Annotated in this window: 17 protein-coding genes; 8 read left to right on the forward strand and 9 right to left on the reverse strand. The window is 60.1% G+C overall.

The annotated features are described in order from the left end of the window. Positions 1 to 2: 2 nt before the first annotated feature. Positions 3 to 2009 carry an ATP-binding protein gene (locus tag AT6N2_RS00435; RefSeq protein WP_209087613.1) on the reverse strand — a complete coding sequence of 669 codons (2007 nt, stop codon included), beginning with the start codon at positions 2007 to 2009 and terminating at the stop codon, positions 3 to 5. Between the two features lie 382 nt (positions 2010 to 2391). Between AT6N2_RS00435 and AT6N2_RS00440 the strand changes: the two genes are divergently transcribed. From AT6N2_RS00440 to AT6N2_RS00450, 3 genes are all read left to right on the forward strand, one after another. Beyond that, complete coding sequence (locus tag AT6N2_RS00440; RefSeq protein ID WP_144577425.1) at positions 2392 to 4185, forward strand: acetolactate synthase 3 large subunit; 1794 nt, start codon at positions 2392 to 2394, stop codon at positions 4183 to 4185. A gap of 19 nt (positions 4186 to 4204) precedes the next feature. Further along, positions 4205 to 4777: an acetolactate synthase small subunit gene (ilvN, locus tag AT6N2_RS00445; protein ID WP_063949275.1), complete on the forward strand. Its 573-nt coding sequence runs from the start codon at positions 4205 to 4207 to the stop codon at positions 4775 to 4777. A gap of 84 nt (positions 4778 to 4861) precedes the next feature. Next, positions 4862 to 5545: an SDR family NAD(P)-dependent oxidoreductase gene (locus AT6N2_RS00450; protein ID WP_209087615.1), complete on the forward strand. Its 684-nt coding sequence runs from the start codon at positions 4862 to 4864 to the stop codon at positions 5543 to 5545. Between the two features lie 83 nt (positions 5546 to 5628). Here AT6N2_RS00450 and AT6N2_RS00455 read toward each other — a convergent pair whose 3' ends face one another. Then, positions 5629 to 6474, reverse strand: a complete 846-nt coding sequence (locus tag AT6N2_RS00455) for an aldo/keto reductase (RefSeq protein ID WP_209089566.1) — start codon at positions 6472 to 6474, stop codon at positions 5629 to 5631. A 164-nt stretch (positions 6475 to 6638) separates the two neighbouring features. On the opposite strand from AT6N2_RS00455, the gene AT6N2_RS00460 reads away from it, so the two are divergent. After that, positions 6639 to 7232, forward strand: a complete 594-nt coding sequence (locus AT6N2_RS00460; RefSeq protein WP_209087617.1) for a LysE family translocator — start codon at positions 6639 to 6641, stop codon at positions 7230 to 7232. A gap of 5 nt (positions 7233 to 7237) precedes the next feature. Here the strand turns inward: AT6N2_RS00460 and AT6N2_RS00465 are convergent, their stop codons facing one another. From AT6N2_RS00465 to AT6N2_RS00485, 5 genes are all read right to left on the reverse strand, one after another. Continuing rightward, positions 7238 to 8026 (reverse strand): anti-sigma factor family protein, encoded by a 789-nt coding sequence (locus AT6N2_RS00465; RefSeq protein WP_209087619.1) that lies wholly within the window; start codon positions 8024 to 8026, stop codon positions 7238 to 7240. Then, positions 8023 to 8580: an RNA polymerase sigma factor gene (locus AT6N2_RS00470; protein ID WP_209087621.1), complete on the reverse strand. Its 558-nt coding sequence runs from the start codon at positions 8578 to 8580 to the stop codon at positions 8023 to 8025. Before AT6N2_RS00470 ends, AT6N2_RS00465 begins: the two co-directional genes overlap by 4 nt. Then, on the reverse strand, positions 8564 to 8944 hold the full coding sequence (locus AT6N2_RS00475; protein ID WP_209087623.1) for a COG4315 family predicted lipoprotein: 381 nt from the start codon (positions 8942 to 8944) through the stop codon (positions 8564 to 8566). Before AT6N2_RS00475 ends, AT6N2_RS00470 begins: the two co-directional genes overlap by 17 nt. 112 nt (positions 8945 to 9056) lie before the next feature. Further along, the gene (locus AT6N2_RS00480) at positions 9057 to 9539 is read right to left on the reverse strand and encodes a DUF2269 family protein (protein WP_209087625.1); all 483 of its coding nucleotides are present in this window, start codon (positions 9537 to 9539) and stop codon (positions 9057 to 9059) included. Further along, on the reverse strand, positions 9539 to 10825 hold the full coding sequence (locus AT6N2_RS00485) for an SDR family oxidoreductase (RefSeq protein WP_209087627.1): 1287 nt from the start codon (positions 10823 to 10825) through the stop codon (positions 9539 to 9541). Before AT6N2_RS00485 ends, AT6N2_RS00480 begins: the two co-directional genes overlap by 1 nt. 124 nt (positions 10826 to 10949) lie before the next feature. On the opposite strand from AT6N2_RS00485, the gene AT6N2_RS00490 reads away from it, so the two are divergent. Further along, complete coding sequence (locus AT6N2_RS00490) at positions 10950 to 12077, forward strand: ATP-dependent DNA helicase (RefSeq protein ID WP_209087629.1); 1128 nt, start codon at positions 10950 to 10952, stop codon at positions 12075 to 12077. On the opposite strand, the gene AT6N2_RS00495 is transcribed toward AT6N2_RS00490, so the two are convergent. Further along, entirely contained in the window at positions 12078 to 12779 is a 702-nt protein-coding gene (locus AT6N2_RS00495; protein WP_209087631.1) for a MerR family transcriptional regulator, read from the reverse strand. It abuts the gene before it with no gap. 228 nt (positions 12780 to 13007) lie between these two features. Here AT6N2_RS00495 and AT6N2_RS00500 point away from each other — a divergent pair, with 228 nt between their 5' ends. Both AT6N2_RS00500 and AT6N2_RS00505 read left to right on the forward strand, forming a co-directional pair. Beyond that, positions 13008 to 13763 carry a pyridoxine 5'-phosphate synthase gene (locus AT6N2_RS00500; protein ID WP_209087633.1) on the forward strand — a complete coding sequence of 252 codons (756 nt, stop codon included), beginning with the start codon at positions 13008 to 13010 and terminating at the stop codon, positions 13761 to 13763. 168 nt (positions 13764 to 13931) lie between these two features. After that, positions 13932 to 15197: an NAD(P)/FAD-dependent oxidoreductase gene (locus AT6N2_RS00505; RefSeq protein WP_209087635.1), complete on the forward strand. Its 1266-nt coding sequence runs from the start codon at positions 13932 to 13934 to the stop codon at positions 15195 to 15197. Positions 15198 to 15422: 225 nt separating this feature from the next. Here the strand turns inward: AT6N2_RS00505 and AT6N2_RS00510 are convergent, their stop codons facing one another. Continuing rightward, positions 15423 to 16469: an NAD(P)-dependent alcohol dehydrogenase gene (locus tag AT6N2_RS00510; RefSeq protein ID WP_144577447.1), complete on the reverse strand. Its 1047-nt coding sequence runs from the start codon at positions 16467 to 16469 to the stop codon at positions 15423 to 15425. A gap of 180 nt (positions 16470 to 16649) precedes the next feature. Between AT6N2_RS00510 and AT6N2_RS00515 the strand changes: the two genes are divergently transcribed. Then, the gene (locus AT6N2_RS00515; RefSeq protein ID WP_063949263.1) at positions 16650 to 17555 is read left to right on the forward strand and encodes an AraC family transcriptional regulator; all 906 of its coding nucleotides are present in this window, start codon (positions 16650 to 16652) and stop codon (positions 17553 to 17555) included. The last annotated feature ends 161 nt before the right edge of the window (positions 17556 to 17716 follow it).

Consider the following 17716-nt stretch of genomic DNA (forward strand, 5'->3'; position numbering starts at 1 on the left):
GCTCAGTCCTTTCGGTAGAGACTGCCGAGTGGTTTTTTCAACAGGCTGTCGCGCAGCGAAGGGCGGCTCTCAGTTGGTGGCGGGCCATTCTGCGCCTGCATCTGGAGGCTCGCCTTGCGAAGTTCGTTGACGGCGGTTGAAGCTATATCGGTCGTGGACCGACCTGTCGGCGGCGCGACTGTGCGGCCGGGCAGCATGTCCGGCCGGTAGGGCTCGTGAGCGCCAGCGGTTGCGCCCAATTCCTGTTTCCAGCGGCTCACATCTGGCGGCTGCTTTGGCGCGGGCGCGGGGTCCGGCAAATCGGGGAAGGAGGCTTCGAAGCTCTGCTGGAAACCGCTGATGAGCGGCTTTGTCGTGGCGCGCATGCGGGTGACGATGCTGTTCAGGTCCACCGTGTCGGGCGTCTCGTTGGGCGCATGGCTGACCGCGCCGCTCGCCTTCGGCAACTTGGCTGTCGGCACGCGGTCGAAACGCATTCGCATCGGCACGCTGACGGCCTCGCCGAAAGCGATGGCTTCGCCGTTGCCGATGGACGATAAAAAGCTTGTGGTCGAGGTCGAGGCGTTCGGTACGGCCGACAGAATGATCTTCTGGTCGATCTCATTCGACAGCCGCATGGCAAAGACGGTCGAGCATTGCGACAGGATTGTCTGGTCAAGCTCGCTTGGCCGCTGGCTGATGACGCCGAGCGAAATACCGTATTTGCGGCCCTCCTTGGCGATCTGGGCGATGGATTGCCGGGTCGGGAAGAAGCCGCGCTCCGGGTCTGCCGGCACATAACGATGCGCCTCTTCGCACACGACAAGCATATGCAGCGATCCTCGCGCGAGGACCGCCAGTTCAAACGACATGCGGCACAGGACCGAGACCACCGAGTTCACGACTTCGGAGGGAATGCCGGACAGCTGGAAAACGGAAATCGGCTTGCCATCGCCGGGGATGCGGAAAATATGTGCGACTGTCTCCAGAATGGTGTCGCTGATCGTGTTGCTGGAGAACATGAAATTATAGCGCGGATCATTGATGGCCGAGAGGATGCGGCCTTTCAGCGATCGCAGCGCCGGTTTTTCGCCGCGTCCTTCCAGCCGGCCGATGCGCTCGTCGATGAGGGCGAGAAGATCGGCGATGCGATAGGGCACCGGCGTATCGGGTGTAATAGCACTTTTATCGGAAGTGCGTCGGACAGCGGACCCATCGCTGCCGCGAAACGCCTTCTTGGCTTCCGGAATGAGGTCACGGAGAAAATCCATTTCCTCCGGCACTGGCCTGCGGCCGCGGAATATGACCTCCGCAAATTCCTCGAGGCGCATCAGCCAGAAGGGCAGGTCCAGCGTGTCGGTGTCGATGACGACGGAATGGTCCGGGAAGGCGGCGGCAAATTCATTATGCGGATCGAGAATGAGCACGCGCAGTTTCGGGTCTGTTTCGATTGCCTTGTTCAGAAGCAGAGATACCGCTGTCGTCTTGCCCACGCCTGTCGATCCGACGACGGCGAAATGTTTTGACAGCATCTGCGGAATGTTGATGGCGGCATTGATGCTGTCGTCCTGGGTCAGTTTGCCGATCACGCAGGCATCACGGCGGCTGCTGTCGAAAATCTTGGCAAGATCCGCGGTGCGGATGCGGTGCGCCACCGCGCCGAGATAGGGGTAGCGGGAAATGCCCGTGGAGAAGCGCTCGCTGCCATCCTCCGTGCGGTAGACCTCGCCGACCATTTCGACGTCGATCAGAAGCCTGTTCGGTCTGTCCGCCGCCCAAAATTCTTCGCTCGTGCGCATGGCGAAGACGAGGGCTGCGACGCGGCTCGTACCCATTTCAATGGAGATCAATCTCCCGACGGACCAGAGTTGCGAGACATCCGTGGTACCCGCTTCCGTTTCCGCGGCGATCGTCGCGCGCGACCCGTCGCAGGCGATAACGCGGCCGAGCATGCGGTTCGCCGGCTGCTCGCCGGATCGCCGTTCGTTTTCGCCCATGGGGGACGCGCTATGAAACGTGTCGTTCGTCACATCTTTTCCCGTGACATGCGGATGATCGCGGTGGTTCGGGCAACAGTCGCCCTCCTGATATAGAAGATTATGCTTAACAACATGTGTACTTGCCGTATTCGAAAATTTCGTGGGGATACGATTTAAAGTAATAAAAGAAGGCGACGGCGATTTTTTCCCGCAAAATGCGTTGACGGCTGGGGCTTTTGTGGCTAACACTCCGGCCCATGAAAAATCTTAACGTACTTATCGTGGTGGGACGGCGCATGGGCAGGATGGTGTAACCATCCGGCGAAAGCACCCATGCGCTGAACGAGGCTCCTCTAGGGGCCTTTTTTTTATGTCTTCAAACAGGCCCTCGGGCTCCTCGATATCCAAAGCCAAAGCGGGATGGAAACAGGCAATGACGGATAAGGACAATACGGAAAACAGCAATCGCATGACAGGTGCGGAGATCGTTCTGCAGGCGCTGAAGGACAATGGCGTCGAGCACATCTTCGGTTATCCCGGCGGTGCCGTTCTTCCGATCTATGACGAGATTTTCCAGCAGGAAGACATCCAGCATATTCTCGTGCGCCACGAGCAGGGCGCCGGCCACGCGGCCGAAGGTTATGCCCGCTCCACCGGCAAGGTTGGCGTCATGCTTGTCACCTCCGGTCCCGGCGCGACCAATGCGGTCACCCCGCTGCAGGATGCGCTGATGGATTCCATTCCGCTCGTCTGCCTGTCCGGCCAGGTTCCCACCACGCTGATCGGCTCGGATGCATTTCAGGAATGCGATACCGTCGGCATCACACGCCCCTGCACGAAGCACAACTGGCTGGTCAAGGACGTCAACGAGCTGGCTGGCATCATCCATGAGGCTTTCCGCATTGCGCAGACCGGCCGTCCGGGTCCTGTTGTTGTCGATATTCCGAAGGACATCCAGTTCGCCACCGGCACCTATACGCCGCCTTCCGCCGCCATTCAGCAGAAGAGCTACAAGCCGAAGGTTCAGGGCGACCTCAATGCCATCCATGCCGCCATCGAATTGATGTCCAAGGCAAAGAAGCCGGTTTTCTATACCGGCGGCGGCGTCATCAATTCCGGCCCGGAAGCCACCCGCCTGCTGCGCGAACTGGTCGAGCTGACCGGCTTTCCGATCACTTCGACGTTGATGGGTCTCGGCGCCTATCCGGCTTCCGGCAAGAACTGGCTCGGCATGCTGGGCATGCACGGTTCCTACGAAGCCAATATGACGATGCATGATTGTGACGTTCTCGTCTGCGTCGGCGCGCGTTTCGACGACCGGATTACCGGCCGCATCAACGCCTTCTCGCCGAATTCGAAAAAGATCCACATCGATATCGATCCGTCCTCGATCAACAAGACGGTTCGCGTCGACGTCCCGATCATCGGTGATGTCAGCCACGTTCTGGAAGATATGGTTCGCTTGTGGCGCGCCCTGCCGAAGAAGCCGGAGAAGGCGCAGACGGCGGATTGGTGGTCGCAGATCGAACGCTGGCGCGCCCGCAACTCCTTCGCTTACAAGAACTCAAACGATGTCATCATGCCGCAATATGCGCTGCAGCGGCTTTATGAGGCATCGAAGGGACGCGACACCTACATTACCACGGAAGTTGGCCAGCATCAGATGTGGGCGGCGCAGTTCTTCGGTTTCGAGGAGCCTAACCACTGGATGACCTCGGGCGGTCTCGGCACGATGGGTTATGGCCTGCCGGCCGCCATCGGCGTTCAGGTTGCGCATCCCGATGCGCTGGTTATCGACATTGCCGGTGACGCCTCTATTCAGATGTGCATTCAGGAAATGTCCTGCGCTATCCAATACGGCCTGCCGGTGAAGATCTTCATTCTCAATAACCAGTATATGGGCATGGTGCGGCAGTGGCAGCAGCTGCTGCACGGCAACCGCCTGTCCAACTCCTATACCGAAGCCATGCCCGATTTCGTCAAGCTGGCGGAAGCCTATGGCGCGGTTGGCATGTATTGCGACGACCCGAAAGAGCTGGACGACAAGATTGCCGAGATGATCGCGGTCAAGAAGCCGGTTATTTTCGATTGCCGTGTTGCCAACCTTGCCAATTGCTTCCCGATGATCCCGTCTGGTAAAGCCCATAACGAGATGCTGTTGCCGGATGAGGCGACGGATGAAGCGGTCGCCAACGCCATTGACGCCAAGGGCCGTCAGCTAGTCTGAGCCGGGAGAGGAAAAGGACATGAACGCACACCTACAACCCACCGGCTCCGCCTACTTCATTCAGAAGGAAACGGCTGCCGTCGAAAACCACACGCTGTCGGTTCTCGTCAGCAACGAGCCGGGCGTTCTCGCCCGGGTCATCGGCCTGTTTTCCGGCCGTGGCTACAACATCGAAAGCCTGACGGTTTCGGAAACGGAACATGAGGCGCATCTGTCGCGCATCACCATCGTGACGCGCGGCACGCCTATCGTCCTGGAGCAGATCAAGGCGCAGCTGGAACGGATCGTACCGGTGCACCGGGTTCTCGACCTGACGGTTCGCGCCCGCGAACTCGGGCAGGAGCGGCCAATCGAGCGGGAAGTGGCGCTGATCAAGGTTGCCGGCACAGGTGAAGTGCGCGCCGAGGCGTTGCGGCTTGCCGATGCGTTTCAGGCCAAGGTCGTGGATGCGACGGTGGAGCACTTCATCTTCGAAATCACCGGCAAGTCGTCGAAGATCGACCAGTTCGTGGCGATCATCAAGCCGCTCGGGCTGATCGAAATCTGCCGCACCGGCATTGCCGCGATGAACCGCGGCCCACAAGGCATGTAAAGCCTCGGCGTTCGATGAAACAAAGGACCGCCTCGTGCATTTGCCGGGGCGGTTTTTTATTACCCTTGATGCGAGGAGAAGCGGATGACGAAAAAGCGTGCAATCGTCACAGGCGGAGCAGGACTGATTGGCTCGGCCATATGCGAAACCCTTTTCAGCAAAGGTTGGGACGTCGCTTCCTTCGATCTAAAAAAGGATGAAGCCCCGTATCGGTCCCTCGAGTGTGACGTTGCGGATGAGCAGGCAGTCGACCAGGCATTCAAAGCGCTCGAATGGGATAAGCTCGATTTGCTCGTCAACAATGCCGGCATCGCCAACCCTGATAACGGACTCATTCACGAGATGACCTTGGCTGCCTGGCGAAAGATCACCGACAGTCACCTGACGAGCGCCTTTCTAATGACCCGACGCGCGGTGCCGCTGATGCGGGAGGGTGCGAGCATCGTCAACATGGTCTCGACACGCGCTTTCATGTCGGAGCCGCAGACCGAGGCCTATGCGGCATCGAAGGGAGGCCTGACGGGGATGACACATGCCCTCGCAATCAGCCTTGGGCCGAGCATCCGCGTCAATGCAATCGCGCCGGGATGGATCGCCGATGATAAAAAGTTGCGTGCCAAGGATCACCAACAGCATCCGGTGGGCAGAGTGGGGAGGGGGAAGGACATCGCAGATGCGGTGCTTTATCTTGCCGATGCGGGCTTCATGACGGGGCAGGTCCTCGTCCTTGACGGTGGCATGACCAGGAAGATGATCTACGAGGAGTGAGCCGCTTTGCCGTCAGCGGCTCTTGTGAAAGTGATTCAGCTCCTTCGGAAACCGATTCCGCATCACGCTTCAAGTTGTTGCGATCACAGCATTTCCAGCGCTGTCTTGCGTGTCGGCGGCGGGAAGGCTGCGTCGAGAGCTGCCCAGTCTTCATCGGTGATCTCCAGGTCCGTCGCACCCCGGTTTTCCTCGACGCGGGAGACGCTGGCGGATTTCGGAATGGCGATGACGCCGTCTCTTTCGAGAAGAAAGGCCAGAGCCAGCTGGGCAGGAGTTGCCTGATACGCCTTGGCGATGCGGATCAGTTCGTGGTTCTTCAGGATCCGGCCCTGCTCGATGGGGGAATAGGCCATCAGCGGTACGCCATGCTCCTGGCACCAAGGCAGCAGTGAGAACTCGGGACCGCGCCGGGAGAGATTGTAGAGCACCTGATTGGCGGCGCAGTTGCGCCCCTCTGGAACCGCAAAAAGCTCCTGCATGTCTTCGCTATCGAAATTGGAAACGCCCCAGTCGCCGATCTTGCCATCCCGTTTGAGCCGCTCGAAGGCAGATACGGTTTCCGCCAGCGGATGCTCGCCGCGCCAGTGCAGCAGGTAGAGATCGATGCGGTCGGTGCCGAGCCTTGCGAGGCTGCGTTCGCATGCGTCGACAACGCCCCTTGCGCTGGCGTTCCAGGGGTAGACCTTGGTGATGAGAAACACCTCGTCGCGACGGCCGGCGATTGCCGCGCCGACAACCTCTTCCGACCTGCCGTCAGCGTACATTTCGGCGGTGTCGACGAGTGTCATGCCGAGGTCGATCGCCTTGCGGATGCTTTCTATCTCCTGCCGCTCGGATGATCTTGTTTCCCCCATGTTCCAGGTGCCAAGGCCAAGAGCCGGAACCTGCTTGCCAGAGGGCAGGGTGACGGAGGGAATGTCGTCATACATGGGTGTGCTCCAGCGCTTGATGATCGGACGATAATCCATTGTCGCGACTTCTCAAACCCGGCAGGGGAAGGATCGATCCATCAAAAAATTTGACCGCGGTCATCGATCCGGCCGGCTGGTCTGATGCTGGTGGCGTGGGTAGGGTTTCTTTTCAAGGAGAAACCATGACCGTTGAAACCTTCATTGCGCTGGTGCTGTTTGCCTTCACCACCTCCATCACCCCGGGGCCGAACAATATGATGCTGTTCGCATCAGGCGTGAATTTCGGGTTCCGCCGCACCATCCCCCATATGCTTGGCATCGGGGTGGGGTTCCTGTCGCTGCTGATCGGCGTAGGCCTCGGTCTTGGCGCCCTGCTGCATTCCGTGCCAGCGCTGTACACGGGGCTGAAATTCGCGGGTGGGCTCTATCTCGTCTGGATCGCGTGGAAGATTGGCACCTCGCGCAGTCTCGGCGAAGGTTCTGCTGCGTCCGAGCCGATGAGTTTCCTTGCCGCTGCCGCCTTTCAGTGGGTCAACCCGAAAGCCTGGGTGATGGCCGTTACCGCCATGGCGACCTACACCAGCGAGACCCAATATTTCCTGACGGTTCTGATCGTTGGCCTCGCTTTTGCTGCAGTCAACCTGCCGAGTGTTTCGACCTGGGCTGGTTTCGGCTCTGCCCTTCGCGACTGGCTGTCGGTGCCGGTGCGGCTTAAATGGTTCAACATCACCATGGCCGTGCTGCTCGTCGTAAGCCTCTGGCCGATGCTGAAGTAGCATCCTTACGTCGGAAACTGCCGGTAACATTCCTCGGCAATGGCCTGCACCTCCTTACGCGTCAGTTCGGCCGATACGGCGTAACCCAGTTCATTGTCGATCCAGTAGAAGGTCTCGATCCCGTCCGCGCTCGCCATGCGGAAGCTCGTGGTGCGGTTCTCCTCGTTATGGCCGATCAGCACCGTCACCCGCCGGCCGGTCTTGTCCTGATACATCAGCATCGCCCCCGGCTTGCCGCTGACGGGGATGAGGCGTCCTCCGACGAGGTCATAGCCGAGCTTCGACAGATCGGGGATGGCGAATGGATAACCCAGCCGCTTGCCAAGCCATGCGGCGAGATGCTGCTGCTCTCCAGCGCCCACCTCGACCGGATGACGCACCTCGCTCGCATAGATGAGATAGGCGGTTTTCGCCTGCGAGGGAATATCCGTTGTCGCGGCCGCGAGGGTGACGTCCTGTGGCGTCGAGAAAGACGCCGGCAGGAGCCTGCCTGCCGCAGCGCCCGCCAAGAAGATCATCAGCCCCGCTGCGATCTTGACGAGCGCTGGCTTCAGCCGCGCGGCATCGTTCGCGGCTGGCGGGTTGAGCATCGATACGTCCCGTGGATGGGTCGTGGCGTAGGCGGTGAAGGCGTTGCGGAGAATATCGGCCTGCTTCTGCCATTCCTCTACACGGATGCGTTCTTCCGGCCTTTCGCTGAGCCAGGCTTCGACAGCAGCGCGATTTTCGTCGGACAGAAGCCCGTCGACATAGGCGTGCAGATCGTCCTGGCTAATGGCCTCTCGCCGGTTCATCGTGGTCTCCGCAGGGGTATGATGTTATCCGCCGCCAGGTGCTGGCGAAGGGTTTCGCGGGCACGCGACAATCTGGACATGACGGTGCCGAGCGGGATGGACAGCGTCTCGGCCGCCTCCTGATAGGTGTAGCCCTCCACTGTCACCAGCATCAGCACCGCCCGCATCTCTGGCGAAAGAAGGGCGAGCGCGCCGTGCAGACGATCGTTCTCCAGAGTGTCGGAAAACGCGTCCGTGCCAGCGATGCTCTCGTGGCCGTCAAGGCTCTCGGACGGGTGACGTTTCTCGGCGCGGTGGCGGTTGCGATAAAGATTCGTCATTATCGTGTAAGCCCATGTTTTCAAACCGGTTCCGCGCCATTGTCTTTTGTTGGCGAGCGCCTTTTCCACGCATTCCTGCAGGAGGTCCTCACCATCGGCATCGGAGCTGGAAAGGCTGCGGGAATAACGGCGCAGCATGGGAATGAGGGCCAGCATCTCCGCTTCGAAGGTGCCGGCTGCGGGGGAGAGGCTCCCCCGCGCTTTTCCAGTCATGCCGTCAGGGTTTTGCGGCATCCCAGACACCATTCACGCCGTCGCCGGTGGCATCGCCCTTTTTCATGTCCTTGACCCAGTAATAAAGCGGCATGCCGTCCTTGGCCCACTGCATCTTGCCATCCTTACGCTTGACGAGCGAGTAAGCTCCCTCGGCCTTGTCGCTGGCTGCCGCGAAAAACGGCGGCCAGTTCGCGGCGCACTTGTCGTAACAATTGGATACGCCCTTCTTGTCATTCTTGAAAGTGTAGAGCGTCATGCCTTTTTCGCCTGCGAGCACATTGCCCTTGGCGGTCTTGACCGTTTCCACCGCGGGAGCGGCATAGGCCGTTCCGGCGAAGGCCAGAACGATGGCGGGGACGATAAAGCGGATTCTCATGGACATATCCTCCTTGGGTTCAGACGGGCTCAAGCCGCCAGCACATCAAGAGACACCGCCACCCGCCGGTTTATTCCCGGCTCAACGTCGTTTTTTCCGGTTTAGTCATGTCGCCGCATCAGCCGAACAGGGGAATATCCGGCTTGTTGAGCATCAGCCAGATGATGCTGAAAACCGCGAAGAAGGCGGGAAAACCACAGGCGAACCAGATGCGGTAAAGGCGGAACCATTGCGCCGGCAGGTCTTGTCCCCTGGCGGCGCAGTCTCGGGCGATATCGCGCAGCCTCATCTGGATCCACACCACCGGCAACCAGAAAATGCCGGTGAAGACATAAAGGCCAAGCGAAAGGGCGATCCAGCCTTCGGTGAGCGGCCAGCCGATAATGCGCGCCAGAAAATAGCCGGTCACTGGCTGGATGATCGCGGCGGTGGCGGTGAAGATCGTATCGGCAATGACGACCGTGCCTGCCACATGCGCGATCAGTGCCGGGTTTTCCGTTCGCCGCGCCATCACCATGAAAAAGGCGATGCCCGCGCCGGTGCCGAACAGCACCGTTGCGCCGATGACATGGGCAAGCCGCAGCAGTTCCTCAAGCGTCATCAGCGTTCATCCAGCGTGGCGAGGGCAACGAAAGTCAGGGCAATGGAGGGCAGCACCTTGACGAGGGGACCGAGCGGATCGAGCCACAGGCCCGGCTCCAGCAGGCTGCCGCCCGTCAGATAGGCTGCGCTGACGAGCAGCATGCCGATAAGCGCCTTTCTGGCCAGCGGCCGCCACAGGACGGCGACGCCGAGGGCGATATCGATGAGACAGGTGGCGAGTGTAAGGGCGATTGCTGGCGCCTGCGGCATGAAGGCCAGAAAATGCGCCGCTGCTTCGTTGATATTCAGCAGCGGTATGAGGCCGGACAACAACCAGAACAAAGACAGGCAAAGAATGACCAGCGGTTTCAGCAGATAGGATCTGGCAAACCACAGGTCCTGCACGCCGGAAGGGTGAGCGGTCAGCGTCTGCTTCAGTGTCTTGAGCGATGTCATCGTCGGTTGCGCCTCACTCTCCACGATGATGCCTTCCGACATGACCGTCATGGCGGTTGAACGCAGCGGCGAGCGCCAGCCGAGCCTGCCTGCGGCATCCGCCAACAGGCTGACAGGTCGCGTGAGGGCTGCCGGAAGATTTACGACAGGGGCGGGAGGTAGGCCAAGCCACTGCCGGTGCGTGGTCACCATGTCTTGCAATGTCAGTGTTTCCTCTGCGGCGAGTTCGAGATCGCTGCCCGGCGGGACTTCACCATCGATGGCCGCGCAAACGGCTGCCGCTACATCATCGATCGCGACCGTTCGAACGGGCATTGTGCTATTGACGAGCGGGAGGATGAAAGGACAGCCGGCAAGCGCGCGGACCAGCGCCGTGCCGCCATGGGCATTGCGACCGACAACGAGGGCCGGGCGTAGAACGACGTAAGGCAGGCCGCTTGCGGTGAGCGCCTCATCGGCGTGGCGTTTGGTGGCAAGAAAGGGCAGGTCGGCCGCGGCGCCCGCCGTGCGGGCCGATATCTGGATCACCAGCCTGCCACCCGCCTGCGCCGCCGCCTCGTAAAGCGCCAGCATGGCTTTTTCCTGAGTCGCCGCCAGATCGTCCAATAGGCCGTCCTGAAGCGCGCCAGCGCAATTGACGATGGCGTCGTGATCCCCGACCAGCGCGTTCCAGTTCGATGCCTGCGTCATGCGGGCGAGATCGGCGGAAATCCAGGTCACAAAAGGCCATTTGTCGGTGGCGCGTGTTACGGAACGTGCCAGGCCAGTGATGGCGTGGCCTCTGCCGTGAAGGCTACGCACCACCTCCGAGCCGATGAAACCTGTCGCGCCGAGAATCAATATCTTCATGCGCGGCATGATAGCGGTCGTGATTTAAAAACCAGCCCTGTTTTATTGCCGCATTCTCATTGCGCGATTCATCTTTCGTTCTTTTTCTGTTGCGCATCAGGCTCGAATCCTGCGATGAGGGCGCATGTTATTTTCACCGCAACAGGACGAAGCGCTCAAGGCGGTTTCCCGCTGGCTGAAGGAAGGCCGCACACCGGTTTTCCGGCTGTTCGGTTATGCCGGGACGGGCAAGACGACGCTTGCCAAACATTTTGCGGAGAATGTCGATGGCGAGGTGCTGTTTGCAGCCTTCACCGGCAAGGCGGCGCAGGTGCTGCGTTCACGCGGGGCGACCAATGCCCGTACCATCCATTCGCTGATCTACCGCCCGCGTGGCGAGGAAACCGTTGAAGACGAGGAAACCGGCAAGACCTCGATTGCGCCGATGTTCTCCATCAACCGCCAGAGTCCGCTTGCCAAGGCAGCACTCATCATCATCGACGAATGCTCGATGGTGGACGAACAGCTCGGCAAGGACCTGATGAGCTTCGGCACGCCGATCCTCGTACTTGGCGATCCCGGCCAGTTGCCGCCGGTTTCGGGCGGTGGTTTCTTTACCGAGCAGGAGCCCGATTATCTTCTGTCGGAAATCCACCGCCAGGCGAAAGATAATCCGATCATCCATCTTGCCATGGATGTGCGCGAGGGCCGGGAGATCATGCGTGGCGATTATGGCTCCGCGCAGGTGATTTCAAAGTCTGAAGTGACGCAGTCGCTGGTGCTGGAGGCCGATCAGGTGCTTGTCGGCACCAACAGGACCCGCCGCCGCTATAATCAGCGTCTGCGCGAGCTCAAGGGGTTTTCCGCCGATTATCCGCAATCGGGCGACAAGCTGGTCTGCCTGCGGAACGATCCCGCCAAGGGCCTGCTCAACGGTTCGCTCTGGCAGGTGATGAGCTCGTCGCGCGAAACGGTGAAGCCCGGTATCAACCTGATGATCCGGCCTGAAGACGACGATATGGATCGCGGCGCGGCCAAGATCAAACTTCTGAAGGCGGCGTTCGAGGATGTGGAGACCGAAATTCCGTGGTCGACCCGCAAGAGATACGACGAGTTCGATTTCGGCTATGCACTGACGGTGCATAAGGCGCAGGGTTCGCAGTGGAACAATGTGGTTCTCTTCGATGAGAGCTTTGCTTTCCGCGATTCCCGCGAAAGGTGGCTCTATACCGCCATCACACGCGCGGCGGAAACGCTCACCATCGTCCGTTGATCAGGCGCGGATGACGCCGAGCAGGACCGCCTTGGCGACCGCCTGAAAGCGATTGCTGGCGCTGAACTTTCCGATGATCTTCGCCTCAAGAATATTGAGGTCGCTGCCGGAAAGACCAAGGGCGCGGGCGAGCCTGACGGGCGCGTACCCCTCCGCCATCAGTTCCAGGCATTTGCGCTCGGTCTCGCTCAGGGCGATTGTCGCCGTCGGCGTTCGTTCCGCCTCCTCGTCGCCTTCCGCATCCTGATCCCCGGCAACGAGAAGATCCTCGATCTGCTGGGCCTGCCGCTGAAGGGTCGAAAGCTCAGCCGTCAGCTCCCGCTTTCGCTGGCGAAGCGCGGTGTGAAATACCTCATCCGCCTCTTCCTGCGAGACAGAGCGGCCGAGTTTCTCCATGATCTCGGTAATGGTGGCGACCGATATGCCGACTTCGCGGCACACATTGATGACGGCCATACGCTGGACGTTGCGATGGGTATAGACCCGCATCTGGCCCACACGCCTTGAGGTCAGCAGGGCCTTTTCTTCGTAAAAATGAAGTGTCCTGTGGGTGACGCCAAAAATGTTCGCCATGTCGGCAATGGGGACTGGCTCGGCGGGCAGTGAAGAGGGCAGGCTGACATCGGGTAAAAAACTGCTGAACCTTGAATTCGGTTTGTCTTCGTCGCCGTTGCTTTTGAACGGCAGCCGCCCATCCTGCATAGTCTCCCCCTCGCGCTTTCCGGCAGTGTGCTGCCTTCCAGGGCGTCCGCGACCTGTTCCCTCAGGCGGACGTCCTTCTGATCATGACTTATTTTCAATGCTACATCAGGGCCGTAATGCTCGTTTGCGTGATTTCGTTCCCACCGGAATAAAAAATTTGCCAGCCTTCTTGCGAATGACTTCAAGCTGCGGGAAACAGGGGTGACGTCCGAACCGGAGCCTCATGCCATGCCCGCAAAACTTTCCGTTAATCTGAACGCAATCGCCATGTTACGCAACCGTCGCGATCTACCGTGGCCAGACGTCGCGCATTTCGGGCAAATTGCACTCGCTGCGGGTGCAAGCGGGCTGACTGTACACCCGCGGCCGGATCAGCGCCACATCCGTTTTTCCGACTTGCCGGTGTTGCGGGCGCTTATTGACGATCAGTTTCCCGAAGCAGAGTTCAACATCGAAGGGTATCCCACCGAAGATTTCCTCGTTCTTTGCGAACAGACGCAGCCGGAACAGGTGACGCTGGTGCCGGACGACCCGTCTCAGGCGACATCCGACCACGGTTGGGATTTCCGCACGCACGGGATTTTCCTGAAGGACGTCGTTTCACGTCTGAAAGCCGGCGGCATGCGCGTATCGCTTTTTGCCGATGGTGATGGAGAACGTGAACCGGTGGAGCTGGCGGCGGCAACGGGCGCGGCGCGTATCGAACTCTACACCGGCCCCTACGGCGGCTGCTTTGACGATTCGCAAAAGGCCGATATGCTCGCCGAAAAGCTTGGACAGACAGCCGAACACGCCAGGGAGGTCGGCCTTGCGGTCAATGCCGGGCATGACCTCACCGTCGCAAATCTGCCCAAGCTCATGAAATATATCCCATATCTCGCCGAGGTCTCCATCGGCCATGGTTTGACTGCTGACGCGCTGGAATATGGTATGGCTGAAACAGTCCGGCGTTTTCGGCAGGCCTGCGGTCAGGCTATTTCATAACCAAAGCCAATTTTTTGCCCTATGCTTCGTCTTGCGCATGCTCCGTGCGCGAGACGGCGGATAGATCGGAACCGGTTCCGCTGATCTCAGTTTTGTTTTGAGGATCGGGTATTCGAAGGCCGCAATTTACGTGTGGTCGGAAGCTCCGGCTTTGGAAGGCATAGACATATGAACGACCATCATGTTGTCGTCGTGGGTGGAGGCTTCGGCGGCTTGCAACTGGTACACGGGCTGGAGGGGGCCCCTGTCCGCATTACCTTGATCGACAGGCGTAATCACCATCTGTTCCAGCCGCTGCTTTATCAGGTGGCGACAACGGCGCTGGCGACATCCGAAATCGCCTGGCCGATCCGTCACCTTTACCGTGACCGTGCGGAGGTCAGAACCCTGCTCGCCGAGGTAATCGGTGTAGACCGGGCCGCCCGCACCGTGCATCTGAATACAGGGCAGGCGATCTCGTTCGATACGCTGGTGCTGGCCACGGGTGCCCGCCATGCCTATTTCGGGCACGATGAGTGGGAGCGTTCTGCGCCAGGCCTCAAGACGCTGGAAGATGCGACCACGATCCGGCGTCGTCTGCTTCTCGCTTTCGAGCGCGCAGAACTCGCCACCAGCGAGGAAGAGCGTCAGGCGCTGCTGACTTTCGTCATCATCGGCGCAGGCCCGACCGGTGTTGAAATGGCGGGCATGATCGCCGAGCTCGCCCACAAAGCCCTGCCGGCGGAATTCCGCAATGTCGATACGCGAAGGGCGCGGGTGCTGCTTGTGGAAGCTGGGCCGCGCGTTCTTCCCGTCTTTACCGAAGATCTTTCTGCCTATGCAAAGTCCGCGCTCGAGAAGCTGGGCGTCGAAGTCCTGCTCGGGACGCCGGTATCGGCCTGCACGGACGAGGGGGTGACGGTGGGTGAGACCCATTACCCTAGCCGAACTGTGGTCTGGGCCGCAGGCGTTCAGGCCTCTCCCGCCGCAAAATGGTTGGATGCGCCGTCGGACAGGGCAGGGCGCGTGGTTGTCGGTCCGCAACTCACCCTTCAGGACGATGCGGATATTTTCGTGATCGGTGACACCGCAGCGGTCAATCAGGACAATGGCAAGCCGGTGCCGGGCATTGCCCCCGCCGCCAAGCAGCAGGGCGCCTATGTGGCGAAGGTCATCAAGGCGCGACTTTCCGGCAAACCTTCACCGGCGGCCTTCCGCTACAGCCATCAGGGCAATCTCGCCACCATCGGCAAACGCGCGGCGGTGATCGATTTCGGCAAGTTCAAGCTGAAGGGCGTGGTGGCATGGTGGATTTGGGGGCTCGCCCACATCTACTTCCTGATCGGCACGCGCTCGCGGCTCGCCGTGGCGTGGAGCTGGCTGTGGATTTATCTGAGCGGCCAGCACAGTGCGCGTCTGATTACCCAGAAAGAGACGCTGAAGGACGAGGCGTGAGGGTCGCGGCGGAGAAAAAAGGGGGGGAGGCACCGGCTTCCCGCCCTTGATTTACGGCAACTACCCAACCGTCTCCTCCGTCCTGCCAGGTTTTGCCCAGCATCCATCCACGGCGCGTCTGCGCCGTGAAGAGAGTGTTTTGCGATCAGGGACTTGATCGCGCTGGACCCGCATCAAGTCCGGGGTGACGGCGTGCCGATGTAGCGTGTTTGCCTAGTCTAACGCTTAAGCGTCAAGCGAGGCCATGTCGATGACGAAGCGGTAACGCACGTCGCTCTTCAGCACGCGCTCATAGGCTTCGTTGACATCCTTGATGTCGATCTTTTCGATCTCCGACACGATGTTATGCTTGCCGCAGAAATCCAGCATTTCCTGGGTTTCCTTGATCGAACCGATCATCGAGCCAGCGAGTGAACGACGGGCCGGAATGACCGAGAAAGCATGAACCGGGATCGCATGTTCCGGTACGCCGAGCAGAACCATCGTGCCGTTGACCTTGAGCAGGTTGAGATAGGCGTTCCAGTCGATTTCGGCAGAGACCGTGCAGAGGATCAGGTCGAAGGTACCCGCGAGCTTCTCGAAGGTCGAGGCGTCGCTGGTGGCGTAATATTCCTTCGCACCGAGCTTCAGGCCGTCTTCCTTCTTGGAGAGCGTCTGCGACAGGACGGTGATCTCAGCGCCCATGGCCGAACCGATCTTCACACCCATATGGCCGAGACCGCCCATGCCGACGATCGCGACCTTTTTACCGGGGCCGGCATTCCAGTGATGCAGCGGCGAATAGAGCGTGATGCCGGCGCAGAGCAGCGGCGCTGAGGCGTCGAGCGGCAGGTTTTCCGGGATGGCGAGGACGTAATCCTCGCGAACGACGATATGGTCGGAATAACCGCCCTGCGTCGCCGTCTTGCCGTCGCGTTCGACGGAGTTGTAGGTCTGAACGAGCCCCGGCATATACTGCTCATTGTCGACATCGCGCGTGGCGCAACCGACGCAGGAATCGACGAAGCAGCCGACGCCGACATGGTCGCCGACCTTGAACCGGGTGACCTTGGAGCCAACGGCGCGCACGACGCCGGCGATCTCATGGCCCGGCACGATCGGGTAGACGGCATTCTTCCATTCGTTGCGGACGGTGTGGATGTCCGAGTGGCAGATGCCGGCATATTTGATGTCGATGACGACGTCGTCATCATTGGGCTCGCGGCGTTCGAAAGTGAACGGGGTAAGCGGCTTTGACGCATCGGTCGCAGCGTAACCTCTAGCAATTGCCATCTGAATATCCTTTCGGAAGTTTGGGGACGATGGAATATGCGATGGAAGACGCTGAAGCCGTTAGAGCGATCCTCCGAGCTTTTTGCACGATCCTGCAAAAATTGACTGTCCGTCTCTTTGCGAAGTGCATTAGGCATTCTAGATAAACAAGGCTTTCTCCTCACTTGAAGGGTATCCCTCATGTCCCTGCCGTTCAATCTCTATCAGGAGATTACCTCCATCGCCGCGCGGCACGCCACAGCCGATGGCGAGGTGAGGACTGCCATCGATTCTCTCGGGATCAGTCGGCGCACCACCCCCAGCGCACCCTGCCACGGGAGCTATCGTCCCTGTTTTGCGATGGTCATCCAGGGCGCTAAGTGCGTTCAGCTGGGGACGGACACCATCAATTACGGGGCGGGCGACTATCTGCTGACCTCCCTCGACCTCCCCGTCGCCTGGCGCGTGGTGGAGGCGAGCCAAGAAGTGCCGCATTTTTGCATTTCCCTTGCAATCGATGGTGAAAAGCTGCTCGATCTCATGCGTCGCGTGCCGATCGATCCACCCTCCGAGCCGGTTAATGCGCAACGTGGCATCGTCGTGAATGCCGCCACGCCGGAGCTTCTCGACGCAGCCGTCCGGCTGTTGCGTTTGCTCGATCGTCCCACCGAGATTGCCGCGATGGCGCCGCTGATCGAGCAGGAGATTCTCTACCGCATTCTTACAGGGCCGGCAGGTGGCCAGTTGATGAACATCATCGCGGCGGGAAGCCCGGGCAACCGCATCGCCCGCGCCATCGCCTGGCTGCGCGAAAACTTTGCCCGCCAGTTGCGGGTGGAGGAACTGGCCGAACAGATCGGCATGAGCGTGTCTTCATTCCACCATCACTTCAAGACGATTACGGCCATGACGCCCGTGCAATATCAGAAGCAGCTTCGTCTGCATGAGGCGCGTCGGCTGATGCTGCTGGAGCGGCTGGATGTCGGTACTGCCGGCCACCGCGTGGGCTACCAGAGCCCCTCGCAATTCAGCCGTGAATACAGCCGCTTCTATGGTATGGCGCCATCGCGAGACGTGGATGTCTCTCGCGAGCTTGCTGCGGGGTAGGGCGCGGCGTCGATATAGGCGCCCGGCAGGGCAGAGAGGGGCAAAGCGCGCCCGCTATCCACTGTGAGTGACGACCACGCCTGAAGCACGTCATCCCACGCTGCACCGCACCAATTCTTCTCCGTCCCGGAAGAATCCGCTTGACCCCAACGCCGCCTCCG

The sequence above is a fragment of the Agrobacterium tumefaciens genome, from assembly GCF_017726655.1.
GTDB classification, from domain to species: Bacteria; Pseudomonadota; Alphaproteobacteria; order Rhizobiales; family Rhizobiaceae; genus Agrobacterium; species Agrobacterium tumefaciens_B.